General features: G+C 61.8%; 11 protein-coding genes. 1 reads left to right on the top strand and 10 read right to left on the bottom strand.

Features of this window, described 5'->3' with window-relative positions; all coding sequences use genetic code 11:
• Window positions 1-50 precede the first annotated feature (50 nt).
• On the bottom strand, window positions 51-818 hold the full coding sequence (locus LDN75_RS12045) for an SDR family NAD(P)-dependent oxidoreductase (protein WP_223932537.1): 768 nt from the start codon (window positions 816-818) through the stop codon (window positions 51-53).
• 188 nt (window positions 819-1,006) lie between these two features.
• Between LDN75_RS12045 and LDN75_RS12040 the strand changes: the two genes are divergently transcribed.
• Entirely contained in the window at window positions 1,007-2,191 is a 1,185-nt protein-coding gene (locus LDN75_RS12040; RefSeq protein WP_223932536.1) for a Gfo/Idh/MocA family oxidoreductase, read from the top strand.
• Window positions 2,192-2,270: 79 nt separating this feature from the next.
• Here the strand turns inward: LDN75_RS12040 and LDN75_RS12035 are convergent, their stop codons facing one another.
• From LDN75_RS12035 to LDN75_RS11995, 9 genes are all read right to left on the bottom strand, one after another.
• Window positions 2,271-3,626: an aldehyde dehydrogenase family protein gene (locus tag LDN75_RS12035; RefSeq protein WP_223932535.1), complete on the bottom strand. Its 1,356-nt coding sequence runs from the start codon at window positions 3,624-3,626 to the stop codon at window positions 2,271-2,273.
• Between the two features lie 90 nt (window positions 3,627-3,716).
• Entirely contained in the window at window positions 3,717-5,666 is a 1,950-nt protein-coding gene (iolD, locus tag LDN75_RS12030; RefSeq protein WP_223932534.1) for a 3D-(3,5/4)-trihydroxycyclohexane-1,2-dione acylhydrolase (decyclizing), read from the bottom strand.
• A 199-nt stretch (window positions 5,667-5,865) separates the two neighbouring features.
• The gene (locus LDN75_RS12025; protein ID WP_223932533.1) at window positions 5,866-6,999 is read right to left on the bottom strand and encodes a Gfo/Idh/MocA family oxidoreductase; all 1,134 of its coding nucleotides are present in this window, start codon (window positions 6,997-6,999) and stop codon (window positions 5,866-5,868) included.
• Between the two features lie 83 nt (window positions 7,000-7,082).
• On the bottom strand, window positions 7,083-8,843 hold the full coding sequence (locus tag LDN75_RS12020; protein WP_223932532.1) for a hydantoinase B/oxoprolinase family protein: 1,761 nt from the start codon (window positions 8,841-8,843) through the stop codon (window positions 7,083-7,085).
• Between the two features lie 3 nt (window positions 8,844-8,846).
• Window positions 8,847-10,937, bottom strand: a complete 2,091-nt coding sequence (locus LDN75_RS12015; RefSeq protein WP_223932531.1) for a hydantoinase/oxoprolinase family protein — start codon at window positions 10,935-10,937, stop codon at window positions 8,847-8,849.
• Between the two features lie 30 nt (window positions 10,938-10,967).
• Window positions 10,968-11,867, bottom strand: coding sequence for a fumarylacetoacetate hydrolase family protein (locus LDN75_RS12010; protein WP_223932530.1), 900 nt, complete (start codon window positions 11,865-11,867; stop codon window positions 10,968-10,970).
• A 2-nt stretch (window positions 11,868-11,869) separates the two neighbouring features.
• The gene (locus LDN75_RS12005) at window positions 11,870-13,162 is read right to left on the bottom strand and encodes an aminotransferase class III-fold pyridoxal phosphate-dependent enzyme (protein ID WP_223932529.1); all 1,293 of its coding nucleotides are present in this window, start codon (window positions 13,160-13,162) and stop codon (window positions 11,870-11,872) included.
• Window positions 13,163-13,182: 20 nt separating this feature from the next.
• Entirely contained in the window at window positions 13,183-14,130 is a 948-nt protein-coding gene (locus LDN75_RS12000) for a C-terminal binding protein (RefSeq protein WP_223932528.1), read from the bottom strand.
• A gap of 225 nt (window positions 14,131-14,355) precedes the next feature.
• The gene (locus LDN75_RS11995; RefSeq protein ID WP_223932527.1) at window positions 14,356-16,158 is read right to left on the bottom strand and encodes a helix-turn-helix domain-containing protein; all 1,803 of its coding nucleotides are present in this window, start codon (window positions 16,156-16,158) and stop codon (window positions 14,356-14,358) included.
• Window positions 16,159-16,388: the final 230 nt, after the last annotated feature.

The raw sequence follows: 16,388 nt of genomic DNA, 5'->3' as shown, positions 1-16,388 counted from the left end.
CTTTTAACTCCTTGGGCTTGATCGGTCTTGACGGGTAATTGGTGACGTTCCTACGCGGCCGATGTGCCGCCGTCGAACGCCATGCTGGTTCCGGTAGCGAAGGTTCCGTCGACCGCCAGGAAATAGATAGCTGCTGCCACCTCGTCCGGATCCGCGAGCCGGTTAAGCGGCACTGTGCTTTCTTTCAATCGCCGGGCTTCAATTGGATTCGGCGCCGCAGCCAGGCCCTCACGCACCATGGGCGTGTCAATCGGCCCTGGGCAAACGGCGTTCACGCGTACCAGGGGAGCGAGTTCCAGGGCCATGGCGCGGGTGAGTCCCACAACGCCTGCTTTCGCTGCACAGTAGTGAACAAGCCCGGGCACGCCCATGGCGGCGAGATCGGATGCCACGTTGACGATCGAGCCTCCGCCGGACCGCCTCATGTGGAGCGCGGCCTCCATTGCTACATAAAAAGTGCCGGACAAGTTTGTCTGCAGCACCTCGTGCCAGTGGTCCTCGGTGAGGTCTTCCAGGGCAACATGCCCTGCTACACCCGCAGCGTTGACCGCGACGTCCAGGCCGCCCAGTGTGTGGATCGCTCCCCGCACTGCATTCTTGACCGCTCCGGCATCGGCGACGTCGGCAACAACGGCGTGCGCACCGTCGCCGATCTCTTCTGCCACGCGCTGCAGTTCCGCAGAGCGCCGACCCAGCAGTGCCACGCGAGCGCCTCGGCTGGCGAAAAGCTTCGCGGTCGCTTCCCCGACGCCTGATGTGGCACCGGTGATGAGTACGCGAAGCGGTTCCGTTCGAAGTTGTTGGTTGCGGTCCATCATCGTCGACGGGCTCCTCTTGCTTGGCAGTGGCGGACTAGTACGTTCCACTAAAACAGCGCTACTCTGCCGCTGGCTGTCTCACATTGAGACACAGCGCACACGGCCAACGTTCCTAGGCTGATCAACAGATGCCGCCATCCGTCTGCGGCACAGCACCGCCGGACAGCGGTAGAGACTAAGGAGTGCACTTGGAACAGCAAAACCGCATTGGGGTTGGCTTGATTTCGGTCGGATGGATGGGGAGACTGCATTCGCGCGCGTACCTGGCGACCAAGCAGTTCTTTCCGGAATTGCCCCGCCATCCGGAATTGGTGATAGCGGCCGACCCGGACGACGCCGGACGCCATCACGCCGAAGACGCACTCGGCTACAAGGAAACGGCCACGGATTACCGCAAAGTGCTGGAGAACCCGGACGTAGATGTTGTCTCCATCTGCTCCCCCAACTTCCTCCACCACGAAATTGCAATGGCCACCATCGAGGCTGGCAAGCACTTCTGGATCGAAAAGCCCATGGGCCGCAGCGCCCAAGAGTCGCGCGAGATTGCCCAAGGGGCCGAAGCCGCTGGCCTCATCACGTCGGTTGGGTTCAACTACCGCCATGCCCCGGCAGTGGCGGAAGCGCGCAGGCTGATCCGGTCCGGAACCCTAGGCAAAATCACCAATGTGCAGATCCGTCTCCTCACCGGATACGCCTCGGATCCAAGCCAAGTATTCACCTGGCGCTACGAGCAAGCCCGTGCAGGTTCTGGCGTCCTGGGCGATGTACTGAGCCACGGCTTTGACCTCGCTCAGTTCCTGGTGGGTCGCATCACGTCGCTGAACGCCGTCACGGAGACCTTCATCAAGGACCGACCGCTCCCTGCCGGCAACTCCTCGAATTCCTTCGATATGGGCCAGGCTTCCGAGGTCACACGCGAGGTGGAGAACGAGGATTACACAGCCATGCTTGCCCGCTTTGAGGGTGGCGCGATCGGCATGTTCGAATCCACTCGCGTCGCCATCGGCCCGCACGCCGAGTACATCATCGAGGTCTACGGCTCCGAAGGGTCTTTGCGCTGGAACTTCGAACGGATGAACCAACTGGAACTCGCCACCGACCGGAGCGGCTACCGCACGATCATGACGCCCCCGTCCTTCGGCGAGTTCGGACGCTTCCAACCCGGCCCCGGCCCGGGCATCGGGTTCAATGATCTCAAGACCATTGAGGCGGCCTTGTTCCTGCGTTCGGTGGCCGAAGGAAAGCAACTTGGTCCATCCGCCGCGGACGGCTGGTCAGCATCCGAGCTCGTGGATGCCTCGCTGCGTAGCGCCGACTCCGGCGATTGGGTCCAGATTCCGGAAGTCTCGGGGCAGACGACCTACCAGGCCTAGGCACCACCTCACTCCACCCGCAGCAAGAGGAGGCCGGATCACCATCGCGATCCGGCCTCCTCTTGTAGCGTTTTTCCAGTTACTTGGCGAAGCGGAACAACTTCTTGTTCGCGAACTCGAGCATCCCAACCTTGCCTAGTTCACGTCCATAACCGGACTTCTTAACGCCGCCGAACGGTACGTCGGCTCCGCTGAGGTCGTAGGCACCAACAAAGACCATTCCGACGTCGAGCTGGTTCCCGACGCGCTCGGCACGCTCGTGATCATCGCAGATCACCACGGAGCCGAGGCCATACGGCGACGAGTTCGCGAGTTGGATGGCCTCTTCGTCACTACTGACCTTGTAGAGCTGGGCAACAGGTCCGAAGAGCTCTTCGCTGTAGACGTCCATGGCAGGAGTGATGTTGGTAATCACCGTCGGGGTGAAGACATTGCCCTGCGGTTCATTGTTGCCTACGAGGATCTCGGCACCTTGATCGAGGGCTCCCTGCACCTGCTCTTTCAGGAACTTGGTGGCAGAGTCTGAAGAGAGCGGACCAAAGTCGCCGTTCTCGTAGGACTGACCGGCAATCGCTGCTGTGAACTTCTCGGAGAACTCGTCGAAGTACTTGTCCAGCACGACGATCCGCTTGGAGCCATTGCAGGACTGGCCAGTGTTGCCCATCCGGCCCATGACAGCTTTTCTCACGGCCTGATCCACGTCCTCAGTGTCCAGCACAATGAATACGTCAGCGCCGCCGAGCTCCAACACGCACTTCTTCAAGGCACGGCCAGCCTGCTCCGCCACAATGGCGCCCACCTGTTCCGAGCCCGTGAGAGAGACGCCCTGGACGCGGTCGTCCGCGATGATGTCCGAGATCTGCTGATGCGTGGCGAAAAGGTTAACGTAGGCACCGTCCGGGAAGCCGGCGTCGCGGAACAGTTCTTCAAGAGCCAGCGCGGACTCCGGGCATTGGCTCGCATGGCGGACTATCACGGTGTTGCCCAGGATGATGTTGGGAATCGCGAAGCGTGCCACCTGATAGTACGGGTAGTTCCACGGCATGATGCCCAGAATCACGCCCAGGCCTTGGTACCGGAAGAAAGTCCGCAAGCCATCGGCTACCTCAATTTCCTCGTCAGCCAGCCATTCCTCTGCGTGCTCGGCGAAGGCTGCGGCGATGGCACCGGAGAACTCCGCTTCTCCGGCTGCCTGTGGGAGGGGCTTGCCCATCTCCCGGTTGATGATGGCTGCAAGCTTGTCCTTGCGTTCCACGAACAGCTCGGCCAGGCGCTTGGCCAAAGCAGCCCGCTCAGCCACGGTGGTGGTGCGTGACCAGTCCTGGTAAGTCGCCTGCGCTGCGCTCAGGCTGGCTTCTACCTCTGCGTCTGTGGCCGCGGGGTAGTGTGCGTGGGTGGTTCCGGTGGCTGGATCAATAACGGCAAATGCGCTCATACTGCTTACTCCTTTGTCGGAAATTTGGGATGGGGTTGCCCCCTTAAAGGGACGGGCGGGACCGTCGCATGACGGTCCCGCCCGTTGCGTCTAATGCGCGTCAGGTGCAGTGGTGGCTGCGTAGAAGCGCTGGCGGGCGCGGCCCTCGAGGTGCTTCGCAGTACCTTCCTGGCTACCCGGACGCTGCGAGGTCATGGGCACTCCCACATCCCAAAAGGCACCGTTGCCGGACAAGTAGCGCCAAGGCTCGACTCGAGCGACGATGACCGCAGGCCCATCCACTTCCTTGGCCTCCGTAAGCGCAGTCTGGAACTCCTCAATGGTGGAAGTGGACCATGCTGCACAACCCATGCTGGCAGCGTTGGCCGCGATGTCGAAGTCCAGAACTGGTCCGTCCAGGCGACCGGACTCGTTGCTACGTTCCCGGTACTGGGTACCAAACTCACGGCCAGGGCCGCCCTTTGACACCTGCAGTGGCCAAATGCATTGGTGCCCGCGGTTGTCGATCACAATGGTGATGATCTTCTTGCGTTCCTGTACCGCAGTGACCAGTTCCGTAGGCTGCATGAAGTACGTGCCGTCACCAATCAATACGTAGACCTCCCCTGGCGCGTCCCCACGTGCAATGCGGTAGCCGAGGCCGGCCGGGATTTCATGGCCCATGCACGAATTGGCGTACTCGAAATGGATTTCGGCGCCGTTGGACGGATCCCAGGCCTTGTGGATACCCTCAACCACACCACCGGAGCCCAGGATAAGGGCGTCCTGGTTGGTTGCCGTGCGGTTAAGCACGTCGATAACCTGGGCCTGACTCATGTTTTCACCGGGGAATGCCTGAAGGTCGTGCTTGCGAACCTCGAAAGTGGCCTTCCGGGCGTCCGCAATGTCGCTGCGGTAAGCATCGGAGGTGCCGTAATTGGCTGCTGCCAATCGTTCCCGCAGCGCCGCAAGGGAAAGTTTTGCATCGCCGATGACAGGGAAAGACCCCATCTTGTGGGCATCGAACGAGCCAACATTGAGGTTTACGAACTTCACGTCGGGGTTCTGGAACAGCGAGTGTGATGCGGTGATGAAGTCCTGGAGTCGTGAGCCCACAGTGATGACAACATCGGCACCGTCGGCGATTTCGTTGGCTCCCACCGTTCCGGTCACACCAAGCGCGCCCAGATTGAGCTCGTTTATGGGGCCGCTACCCTTGCCTGCATAGGTCTCAGTGACAGGGATGCCGAACTCAGCGCTGAAGCGTGCCAGTTCGTCCTGGGCCTTCGAGTACCGGACGCCACCACCCGAAATCAGCAGGGGACGCTCGGCCTTCGCGATGATTTGGGCAGCATCCCGATATTCGTCCTCCACAGCCGGGCGACGACGAATGTGCCACACCCGCGGCGTAAAGAAGGATTCCGGGAAGTCGAATTCCGCTCCCTGAATATCCTGCGGCAGACACACCACAACGGCGCCGGTTTCCACGGGATCGGTGAGGACACGCATGGCCTCAGGAAGGGTGGACAGCAGCTGGGCCGGATGAGTGATCCGGTCGAAGTAGCGGCTGACCGGACGGAAGCAGTCGTTGGCGGAGACGTCCCGCTCTACCGGATGTTCGATCTGCTGCAAAACAGGATCACCAAAACGGTTGTTGATGATGTCAGCAGGGAACAGGAGCACGGGGAGCCGGTTGGTAGTTGCCGTGGCGGCACCGGAAACCATGTTGGTGGACCCGGGCCCTGCGGAAGCCGTGCAAGCAAGGGTTGCTGCGCGGTTGGAAGCCTTTGCAAAACCGATGGCGGCATGGACCATGGATTGTTCGTTCTTGCCCTGGTAGTGAGGAAAGTCCACGCCGTACTCGTCGATTCCCTGCGCCAAGCCAACTGAGTTGCCGTGGCCAAAGATGCCGTACATTCCGGGAACGAGGCGCCGACGTTCACCGTCCAATTCGCTGTATTGGACCTGAAGGTATTCAACGATTGCTTGTGCGACAGTGCGACGGCGGACGGCCCTATTGTCGACCACGGTGCCGATGTCAGCAGCGGCTGTGCTAGTCATGCGATCTCCTAAATTCGAAGGTGCGTCGGCATTTGCAAACCGATTCGCCCGAACTTCAGGTTTTCACTGTGGTGAAGCGCTGGTGTGTCCCACTTTGATACGCGGCCGCGATCTTCAGCGGAAAACAGCAGAGGTCAGAAAAAAGCAGCCGACGGCGGCACGTAAGTACCGTCGTCGGCTGCTGTTTCTTGTTGTCTCTTTAGTCGAAGCGGAAGGGCTCCTGCGGCCCCACAGATGGCAGCGGCCGTGGCCGCTCGCAGGTGCTTTCAATCTCAATGTGGCGGCTCTGCTCCGAGGAAGCCTCGAAAGCGAGGAGGACTTCGAGCACGTGGTACGCGAAGGCGCCTCCTGTGCGAGGTTCCAGACCCTTGCGGATGGCATAGCCGAATTCAGCCAAGCCGATGCCGCGATAGGCGTCATCCCGGTGGGTGATGGGCGTTTCCCGCCAGTCGCCTCCACCCGGAGGAGTCATGTCCAGAGCCAGGTCACCGGGTTCGCCACGGCGAAGCACGGGCGCGCCGGAGAAGTGGTCCGGGTTCGGTGCAGCCAGGGAGCCACCTGTTCCGTAGATCTCCAAGTGCGGCAGATTGTGGTTCCAAATGTCCCAACTGACAATGACGGTGGCGGTCGCACCGGACTCGAAGTCGAGAGTGCCGGTGACATGCGTTGGGGTTTTGACGTGAATGACTTCGCCCTCTTTGCCCGGACGCGGCCGGGTCTCAGATGACCGCGGCGTGGTCGCAGAAACCCGCTTAACCGGACCGAAGAAGTTCACCAGGTTGGTGATCAGGTAGGGCCCAATGTCCAGCATCGGGCCGGCACCGGGGCTGTAGAAGGGGTCGACGTTCGGGTGCCAGTGCTCGTAGCCGCGGCATGCGAAGGACGCGAAGGCGGCCAGTGGCTCACCGATCCAGCCGTCATCTATGAGCTTTCGGCTGGTCTGCATGCCTGAACCCAGGAAAGTGGTTGGCGCCGAACCCACTCTCACCCCGGCCTCGCGGGCTGCGTCCAGGATCTGGCGGGCTTCCTCCAAGGAGGTGGCAAACGGCTTTTCCGAGAGGACGTGCTTGCCTGCGGCGATGGCTTGGAGGGTTACCGGTGCGTGGAGCTTCGGGGGCGTGAGATTGAGCACCAACTCAACCTCGTCATCGGCGAGCAGTTCGTCCGGCGTGAGGGCCTTGGGAACCGAGTATTCTGCTGCCCGGGCTTTAACAGCCTGCGCGTTGACGTCGGCGAGCGCCACGACCTTTACGTCCGGGTGGACGCCGATCTTGTCCAAGTATTGGTTGAGAACGTTTCCGACGCCGATGATGCCGACTCGAATGGGTTCCATGTGTATCTCCGTCAGTAGTTAGTGAAACCGTCCGGGGCGAGGACTATACCTCGCCCCGGAATGAGTTGCTATGGCTGATACGTCTAGCCGACCAGACGCGCTTGGCGGGTCTTTGCCGTGGCTGCTTCGTCAATGGCGCCGTTGGTGATGACCACGCCGTATTGTGCAGCTGCCGCTTCCAGGGAAACCCGTGATTCGCGGTAGTCGTCAAGGACCGCCAGGACGTCGCGTTCCAGCGGATCACCGTACCCACCACCACCTGGGGTGATGGATACGACCTTTTCACCGGACTGGAGGTCGTATCGACCCACCACGGGGATCTCACGGCGTTCTCCGGTCTTGAGGTCTTCAACCCAGGCTGACGGCTCCGATCCGTCGTAACCGCCCCGGACGCCCTTCGGCGGATTGATCTTGCCCTCAATGCCGTACGTAAGAGTGACGCTTTCCCCACGGGGTTCCATTGTCACCCGGGTCGCGAGACCTCCTCGCTGCCTGCCGGCTCCCCCAGTGTCAGCCACCAGAGTGCGTTCGTGAACCAGGATGGGGTAGCGCTGCTCGTCTACCTCGACGCTGTCGTGGTAGAGGAGTGCGCCACAAACAGGACGCTGGTAAGTAGGCCAACCGTCAACGTAAGGTGTGGCCGGTCCGCCGACGCCGCCTACCAGAATCTGGTTGACGTAGGCGTTGCCGTTGCGTTCGTCGATTCCGGAAATGACCGACTTTGCGGGTGCCTGCCCGGCAGCCCCCTCTGCGGTGCCGTAGCCGTCGTCGATTTGGGAGAAGGCGGCCTGGACAATGTTTACCACCCGGTCGGCGAGGTTGGTGGTCCCCGACGAGCAGGAGTACGGGTGCTTGGGGACTCCAACGGCGCAGCCGTCACGCAGCAGCACTTCCACCCGGCGGAAGGTCCCCGCGTTACTCGGGAGGTTCTCCGGGATGCCGGACAGAATACCTGCCAGTGCAGCGCCAGTGGCCGTGGCCTTCGTGAGGTTCAGGCCGTTGGGGAGGTTGTCCGGGTTGTCGCGCAGGTCAATGACGATCTTGCCCTGCTTGGGTTTCACCTCAAGGGTTGCCTGCAGGTGGACACCGTCCGGGCCGGTGCCGGGGAAGGGATCGTGGACCGATGAGCCGTGGAGGACGTACTCGGGGAGTGTTTCGATCGCACTGGCGGTGAGGCGTTCGGAGTAGTCGAACCAGGCGTCCACGAAGTCCACAAGGTCTTCCACTCCGAACTTTTCGGCGAGCTCGTGGATGCGGCGTTCGGCGATGCGCGATGCACCGACTGAGGCGAGGTAGTCTCCGTACCACTGGTCGGGTACGCGGATGCGGGACCGGCACATGCGAATGATGTCGTCGATGTCCGTGTAGTCCCGCTGAACCCGGACACACGGGAAGATGAGGGCACCTTCTTCATACACGTCCCGGGCTGTCGCGAAGAAGGTTGTGGGCAGCGAGTTGCCGCAGTCGGCTTGGTGGGCCTTGGTGACGGCGGTGAAGAGGTGGCGTCCCTTGATGAAGACGGGCACCAGGATCACGTGGTCGGCAGCGTGGGAGTTGCCCATGTAAGGGTCGTTGTGGAGGAACGCGTCACCTTCCCGGATGTCGTCATGCAGTTCCACCATGTCTTCGCCGAGCGGGCCGGCCCCGAACACATGTACTGGGACACCCTCTGCTGCTGCCAGCAACTGGTTGTCTGCTGTTAACACGGCGCAGGAGAAATCGCGGGCCGTGTTGATGACAGAGGAGCGGGCAGAACGCAACAGACCACTGGTCATTTCGCGGACAATGCCGTCAAATGCGTTGGCGAGTACCGAGAGCTTTACGGGATCAAATTCGCGCGTCACTTCTTACGCCTCCTTACGGGTGAGGTAGATGTTGGATCGTTCGTCGAGCGTGGCGTTCCACTCAGGTGGCACCACGATGGTGGTTGTGGGTTGGTCGATGACGGCAGGACCTTCGATCTTGTCCCGCGGTGCAAGGGTGACGCCGCGATAGCGCTGGGTGCTGAAGCTCGCGCCGCCGAACACGATGGAGTCGGTACGGTGGACTTCGGTTTCACGACTGACCTCGGCTTGATCCTTGGTATGCTCTGGCCGCGGGATTTCCACGCGGACGCCCCAAGTGATGATCTCCACTCGGCTATCCGGGTCGTGGGTACCGTTGCGACGGTCGTGCTCTTCGTGGAAGGCGCGCTCAATAATTCCGGCAGCGTCGCCCCCGGTGTCCGGCGCAGCGTCCAGGTAAACGCGCAAGTCCCATGCCTGGCCCGGGTAGCGGGCATCGACGAAGTAGGTGACATTGGGTGCGTCGCCCACGCCGTCGAACCGCTTCACGAAGACCTCGGCCTTGGCCGTCAGGTCCTCAACAGCCCGGGAGGCGGACCCGGCGTCGAAACTACGGGTGTCGTTGTGCAGTGGTGAGAGGAATTCCGTAGCGATCGGAGCACGATGGGCACCGTACGCGGCGAGCACGCCGGCGGTCGCGGGAATCAGGACAGTGTCAGCCTCCAGGAGGACACCGATGGCGGCCGCCACCATGGCACCTGCGCCACCGCCTGCCACAATCAGGGCGCCCCGGGGGTCGACACCCTGTTCCAGTGAAGCCTGGCGGATTGCTGTGGCCATATGGTTGGCGGAGACGTCCAGGATCGCCTGTGCGGCCTGCAAGGTGTCCATATTCAAGGGGCCAGCGATGCGGGTATCGATGGCACGCACAGCCGCCTCGCGGTCCAGCGTGAACCCACCCTCAAAACCATCAGCGTCAAGGTAGCCCAGTGCGACGCACGCGTCAGTCACGGTGGGCTCCTCGCCACCGCGTCCGTAGGCGGCCGGACCTGGAGTACTGCGGGCGCTCTGGGGACCCACGCGAAGCAGACCACCGCCGTCGATCCACGCAATGCTGCCGCCACCGGCGCCGATGCTGGAGACGGCCACGGACGACAGGCCGGTCAGATGCCCCACAAAGGGCTCACCCAGCCATGCTTCCCGGGTATGGCGGACAACGCCCTCTTCAACAAGGGATACGTCGAAGGTGGTCCCGCCCATATCGCAGACCACTACCGTGTCCCGCTCCGGAGCAGCTGCCGCGCCAACAAGCGGTGCCATGGACGGACCGGAGTTAAGCAAAAGTACCGGCCGGTCCAGGACATCCGCGACGTCGAGCACCGCACCTTCGGAGGTAACCACCAGCAGGTCACCACCGAAACCGTACTCCTGGAGGTCGGCCCGCAGCTTGCCCAGGTGGTCTGCCATGAGCGGCTTCAGGGAGGCGTCGATCGAGGCTGCCGAGGAGCGGCGGTATTCGCGGATGGTCGGGTTGGCCTCGTTGGACAGCGTGTAGGGAACACCAGGCAGGATTTCCTGGATGAGCTCCGCGACGCGCTTTTCATGTGCGTCGTTGATGATCGACCAGAGGAAGGAAACGGCCACTGCTTCGATTCCCTTTTCCTTGAAGGATTCCAGAACCTCACGCACTTGCTCTTCATCCAGCGGCACCAGGAGATCGCCCTCAGCAGAAATGCGTTCGGTGATCTCAAAGGTCAGGTGACGCGGGATGTACGGCGGCGGGTAGGCAGCCTTGGAGTCAAAGGCATCCCGGCGGCCGCCTTCACGCAGCAGCAGGGTGTCGGCGAACCCGTCCGTGGTCAACAGGGCCGTCTTGGCAACTTTGCCCGTCAGAACTGCGTTGGTGGCATGCGTCGTGCCATAGACAATCACATCCGCGTTGCGCAGGACGTCATCCCCGCTCCAGCCAACCGATTCGGCCGCCCGGCGAACAGAGGCTTCGAAGCCGGTGAAAACGCGGTCATAGGTGGTCAATGCCTTACCAACGGCCATGTCGCCTGTGTTCGATCCGACCACCACGTCCGTGAACGTGCCACCGGTATCGACGGCGATGCGGTACCTCGCTTCACCTGATTGTGTCTGTACTTCACTCATGGGTTTCTAACTTTCGTAGAGTTGGAGGGGTTATAGCTGGGGCTTGCCGACGCGGTTACGGAGCAGCCCTACTTTTTCGATCTCGATTTCCACCGTGTCCCCCGGCTCAAGCCAAACGGGAGGATTCCGCTTTGCACCAATGCCTTGCGGAGTACCGGTGGCAATGACGTCTCCCGGTTCAAGGGTGAGGAAGCTCGACAGATAGGAGACGACGCGGGCGATGGAGAAGATCTGGTATCGCGTGTTGGAACGCTGCACTTCGATGCCGTTCACCCGTGTAGCGATGTCCAGTTCCTGCGGGTCTCCTACTTCGTCCAGCGTCACCAGTGCCGGGCCCCAAGGGGTTGAGCCGTCAACGGCTTTGCCGGCCAGCCACTGCGTCCCGCGGTACTGGAGGTCGCGTGCTGTGACATCATTCAGTGGAGCAAGGCCTGCAACGTAATCGAGTGCTTCCTCTTCAGGGACCACACTTGCCCGCCGGCCAATGACAACGGCAACTTCTCCTTCGAAGTCGAGATTGCCGCTGACCTGGGCCCCTCCGATTTCGTCCTCTGGACCCACCATGGTGGAGGCGAATTTTGCGAACACGTCCGGATATTCCGGGAAGGCCCGGCCGGTTTCCGCCACATGGTCCTTGTAATTGAGACCGATGCAGAGCACCTTGGCTGGATCCGTGACCGGGGTGCTCAACCGAACCTCCGTCACCGCGCCCACCCGGGCCACCGGGTCTTGGGCGGCGAGACTGCTGATCCCGGCCGAGATCGCAGGAACAAGGTCGCCGTAGAGCTCCAGGAACTCACGAACCGAAGTAGTCGCACCGTGGACTGCCTCAGTTGAGCCCTGGAGGAGCAGTTCCAGATCAAAGACAGCATCGTCGATCAGCACTCCCCCACGGACGCCTGACTCATGGTGGTACGAGACAATCTTCATGGCTACTTCCCGCCTTCCATGCCCGGGGTCCGTCCCGCAACGGCGAGCACGGCCTCGACCAGGCGCTCTGCGATGTCCCCCGCGACCTTCTCGTCCATGGGGGTGGACAAGGACAAGAGGTTGGCAGGCGAACCGAGCAATCCCCGCTCGTAGGAAGCCCACCAGAGCTCGTGCTGGGTCTTTTCGTCAACCTTCTCCGCGCCAGCTGGAACCGCGCGGAGCAGCGAACCTCGGCCTCGGACTTCCCAACCGGCGTCGGCGATCTTCAGGTTCACAGCGTCGCGGGTGGTGTCACCGAGGTGGTTCAGCCTCTTCACTTCCTCTTGAGTGAAGAGGCGCAAGGCGACTGCTCCCGCAGCCATGCTTACCGGATTTCCGGAGAAAGTTCCGCCGTGGGGCAGACTGCCCGGATGGGTCGGGTCGACCTCTGCCATAAGCTCAGCCCGTCCGGCCACAGCGCCGACGGGGAAACCGCCGCCGATCAACTTGCCGGTGGTCAGCAAGTCGGGTGAAACGCCGTATTCACCGCTGAAGCCCTTGAATCCGAGGCGCAGGCTGATGACTTCGTCAATGATCAGCACAATCCCGTACCGCGTCGCAAGCTCACGGGCAGTGCGTACAAAGTCCTCGGAGATCCTGAGAAGACCTGCCCTGTTGGGCAGCAGGTCCAAGATGATCGCGGCGTAGGAATCCGGTGCGGCTTCAACTTCCTGGCGCAGGATGTCGACGTCGTTGAGCGGCACCGCGGTGACGTCCTTGATCACGCCGCGCGTGACTCCGCGCTGATATGCCGGCCCGCCAGGAACCAAGGCCACCTCGGACGTACCATGGTAGCCGCCCTTGGTGACGATGACCCGTTCGCGCCCTGTGCTTGCCCTGGCGATGCGGATGGCGGACATCACGGCTTCGGTGCCGGAGTTGGCAAATCGTACCTGGTCAAGATCAGGCAGCCGGGACAACAAGAGATCTGCCAGTTCCCACTCGTAGAGGTTGGGAATTCCCCAGCTGGCGCCGGCGCTGAGCGCCTTCGTAGCGGCCTCGGTGATCTCGGGGTGCGCGTTGCCATGGATGAGCGACGTGAAATTGTTATTCGCGTCGATGAGTTCCCGGCCACGGTCATCCCAGACGCGGTACCCCTCCCCTCGGATGGCGTACGGGCTCGGAGCTCCCGTGTAATACGTTGAACGGCCGTAGCCGCCAGGCAGCAGAGGGAAGCCGCGGGGTCCCCTGCGCAAATGTGGATCCTCCGCGGGCTGGCGCTCCGCGACCTTTTCCAGGTGGTTATTTGTTCCCAATTGGTTTTTCTCCAGTCTTTTCAGTTCACGAGGTCGATGAGCGGTTGCCCGGTCAGGGCCAGGCGAACCCGTTCCACGGCTCCGTCCTGCAAGGCCCCGGTGGAGCGGTTGGAACGCCACGCAATGTGCGGAGTCAGGATGGTGTTCGGGGCTGAGCGGAGAGGGTGCCCGTCACGCAGGGGCTCCTCTGCAAAGGTGTCGATGCCTGCACCGGCAATGTGACCCGAGGCGAGAGCTTCGGCAAGAGCCGATTCATCGATGAGTCCGCCGCGGGAAACGTTGACCACCACTGCCCCCTTGCGCATTCGTGCCAGGGCATCCCCGGAAACAAGGTTTGCCGTGTCTGTGGTCAGCGGCAGATGCAGTGAAACGACGTCGGAGTTTTCGAGAATGTCCTCGAGTCCGGTCAGCCCTACAAAGCTGTCCGTCACGAACGGATCGTAGGCCCTTACCCGGGCGCCAACAGCTTGGTACATCCTGGCCACGTGCTGGCCAATGCGCCCCATTCCGAGGACGCCGACTTCGAGCTCGGACAGTACCGGCGTGTCGTAGCCAATGGTTCCGGCCCAGCCGAGATCCCGGATCGATGCATCTCCTGCGGGCAGCCTGCGGGCCAATGCCAAGCCCATGGCGAAAGCGTGCGAAGCCACTTCCTCCGAAGCTGTCCCCGGGACAATCGACACCGGGATGTCTGCCGCCGTAGCTGCGGCGACATCGATGTTGTCATAGCCGATTCCATAGCGGATGACAGCCTTGCACTTGGACATCACAGGGAAGTCCGCAGCGGTGAGTTTCGCGTAAGGAGTGATCATCACAATGTCGGCTTCGGGAAGTCCTTCACGGAAGGCTTCGACATCGGCAGCCGGGTTTAGCGTGTAACCGAACTCCTCCGCGAGCGCGTGCTCGCGGTCCAGGTTCGGAAAGTGGTGGGGGGCCACAAGAATGGTTCCCTGGGCATCGCGGGTCATAGTCGCCGTCCTGTTCGTTTTGTACCCTCTTCATCTGCCAAGCACCCCTTGGAAGGTGCCGGTGTCCGGGTGAATTCAAGTAGAACGCGATATGCCCAGGCCCATCCGTACCAAATCGAGACACGTGGGTGGGATACTGTCCCACCCATCCGCCTGCAGGGATCGATGGAGACACAAAGCAGCCGGCCACACGCCGTGGCCGGCTGCTTTTAACCGGTTTCAAAGTTAGAGGTCGAACCCTCGGCTGCGGAAATAGTCCATGCGACGGTAAAGGGTGGAACGGCCAATCTGCAAGGTCTCCGCCGCCAGGCTTCGGTTACCGGCGGCTTCCTGGAGAGCGGTCCGGAGTTCGCTGAGTTCGGCGTCCTCCAGCCGGGACAACCGCCCCTTGGTGAAGACCCTCTGGAAGCCCTGCGGGAGGTCGTCCACAGTTACTTCTGCACCACCGGCCCGTTCAACAGCATTGGACACCACTGCGCGTAGCTGGTCGATGTTTCTGGGCCAGTCTGCGTGCGTCAACGTTGTGAGAAGCCGGCGGGACAACCTGCGATCCCCCATCTCTTCAGCGATCGCGTTCGCAAGTTGCGGAATGTCTTCCCTCCTGTTGCGCAAGGGCTCAACTGAGATCTCGAGGACATTGAAGGCTTCAGAGAGAATCAGGGTGGCGTCGGTCGGGTGCGTGATAGTGAATGCGAGTTTGGTGGTGGCGTTGCCCCGCAGGTTCCGGGCGAGTTCAGTGGCTTCGCTTTGTGAAAGTTCGTCGGCATGTTCAACGATCAGCGTGGATGGCAGTTCCGTGGATACACGATGGATGACATCCCTGAGCTGTGGATTCCGGAGCGCGCCACCCCTGGCATCAACCACCATCTGCTCGCCACGCATGGCGGCAATGGCGCCAGCAAGCCTCCGCTTCCCGCTACCCAGCTCGCCGATGACAACAACCGAACGATCCTGTTCTACAGCCTTTCGAGCCAGGTTCAAGGTGCGTTTGAATCCCATACTCGTCCCGTCAAGATGCTTTAGGAGACGGCCCGCCGTGTCCGGCAGGGAATTCTGCGGGTTGACCTGGCTACTTCCCGGCTCGGCAGTGCGCTCCTTGGCAGGCGAATGGGGCCGGACAACCACGATCGCCCCGACATTAGCCGCAGACAATGTGACTGGTGATACTTCCAAGGTGGAGAGCCCAGGCCCTTGGAGCGACACCTCGCAATTCAGCTCGCGGCCTGAGGACATCACCGCTTTCGCGTACCCAGAGATGACGGAGACGTCGCCGTCCTCCAACGTAGCCGTTGCGGAAGCGTTGAGGAGGGAGTTCTTGCCGTCAAGCGCAATCACGGCACGGTTTCCCCTGCGGCGGGAGACCCTCAAGTACTCGCTGAGCAGCGCCCGTTCCTTGGACGACGTCCGGACCTCAATGTCGCGCTCAATCCTGGAAGCCACCCCCTCGAGCATCAACAAAGTGGACGACGGCTCCAGCGTGGAGACCCTGTTGGCAGGCAGAGTGAGCCCGATGACAGCCCGAACCCTGTTGTGGAACGGGTCCCGGACCAGGGAAGCAAAGCACCAGTTACCCCGCATGTCCTCGCGGAAGTGCTCCTCCGGCGCGAGCCAGACACCGCGTCCTTCTTCCAGTGCCAGACCTTCACCGTTGCTCCCGCAGCTTTCCTCCAGCAGTGAATATCCGGCAGGGAAGCCGTCATCCCGCAGGAAGTCCGCTTTGACCAGTACACCGTTAGGCGCTGTCAGGTTGACGTAGCCGCCAAGGTCGGCGGCAACCTCGTCCAGTTTCTGGAGGTGTGGACCGGCCGCCTGGATGGTGTATTCGTCCACGCGGCCCTCGTCAAAGAATCCCCGGTCCACCACGGCATCGACACCCGCAGCCCGACTTCTGTACCAAGAGCGCGCCACGATGGGACGAACACCGGTGAGGTCGGCGTGGGGTTGCATGAGGAAGAGTTCACGTAGCCGGTTTATTTGGCGCATCGACTCTTGCGGCAGCCAGGGGGAAAGTACTTCGGCAGAGGCCATGGCATTAGTTCTTTCTGGTGGAGCCCGGAATTCAAGAGACGGCGGTAGTAGTACCACCGCGGCGGGAGGGAAGCCATCTACTTACCCAGCCTTGGCCCTTAGGTCGAAAGGCTTGCTGCGCGTGCCAGCTTTCGTTGTGAGCTGCATCGTCTTCCAGCGCCTTGGCGCTGATATATGCGGCAACCATGCCCGAAAGCCCACTGCCAAAGATCATGCTGCTTCCTCTGGCC

The organism is Arthrobacter sp. StoSoilB5 (assembly GCF_019977235.1).
Classification (GTDB): Bacteria; Actinomycetota; Actinomycetes; order Actinomycetales; family Micrococcaceae; genus Arthrobacter.
The sequence above is the reverse complement of the archived record's forward strand: the minus strand, read 5'-3'. Positions and strand labels throughout refer to the sequence as shown.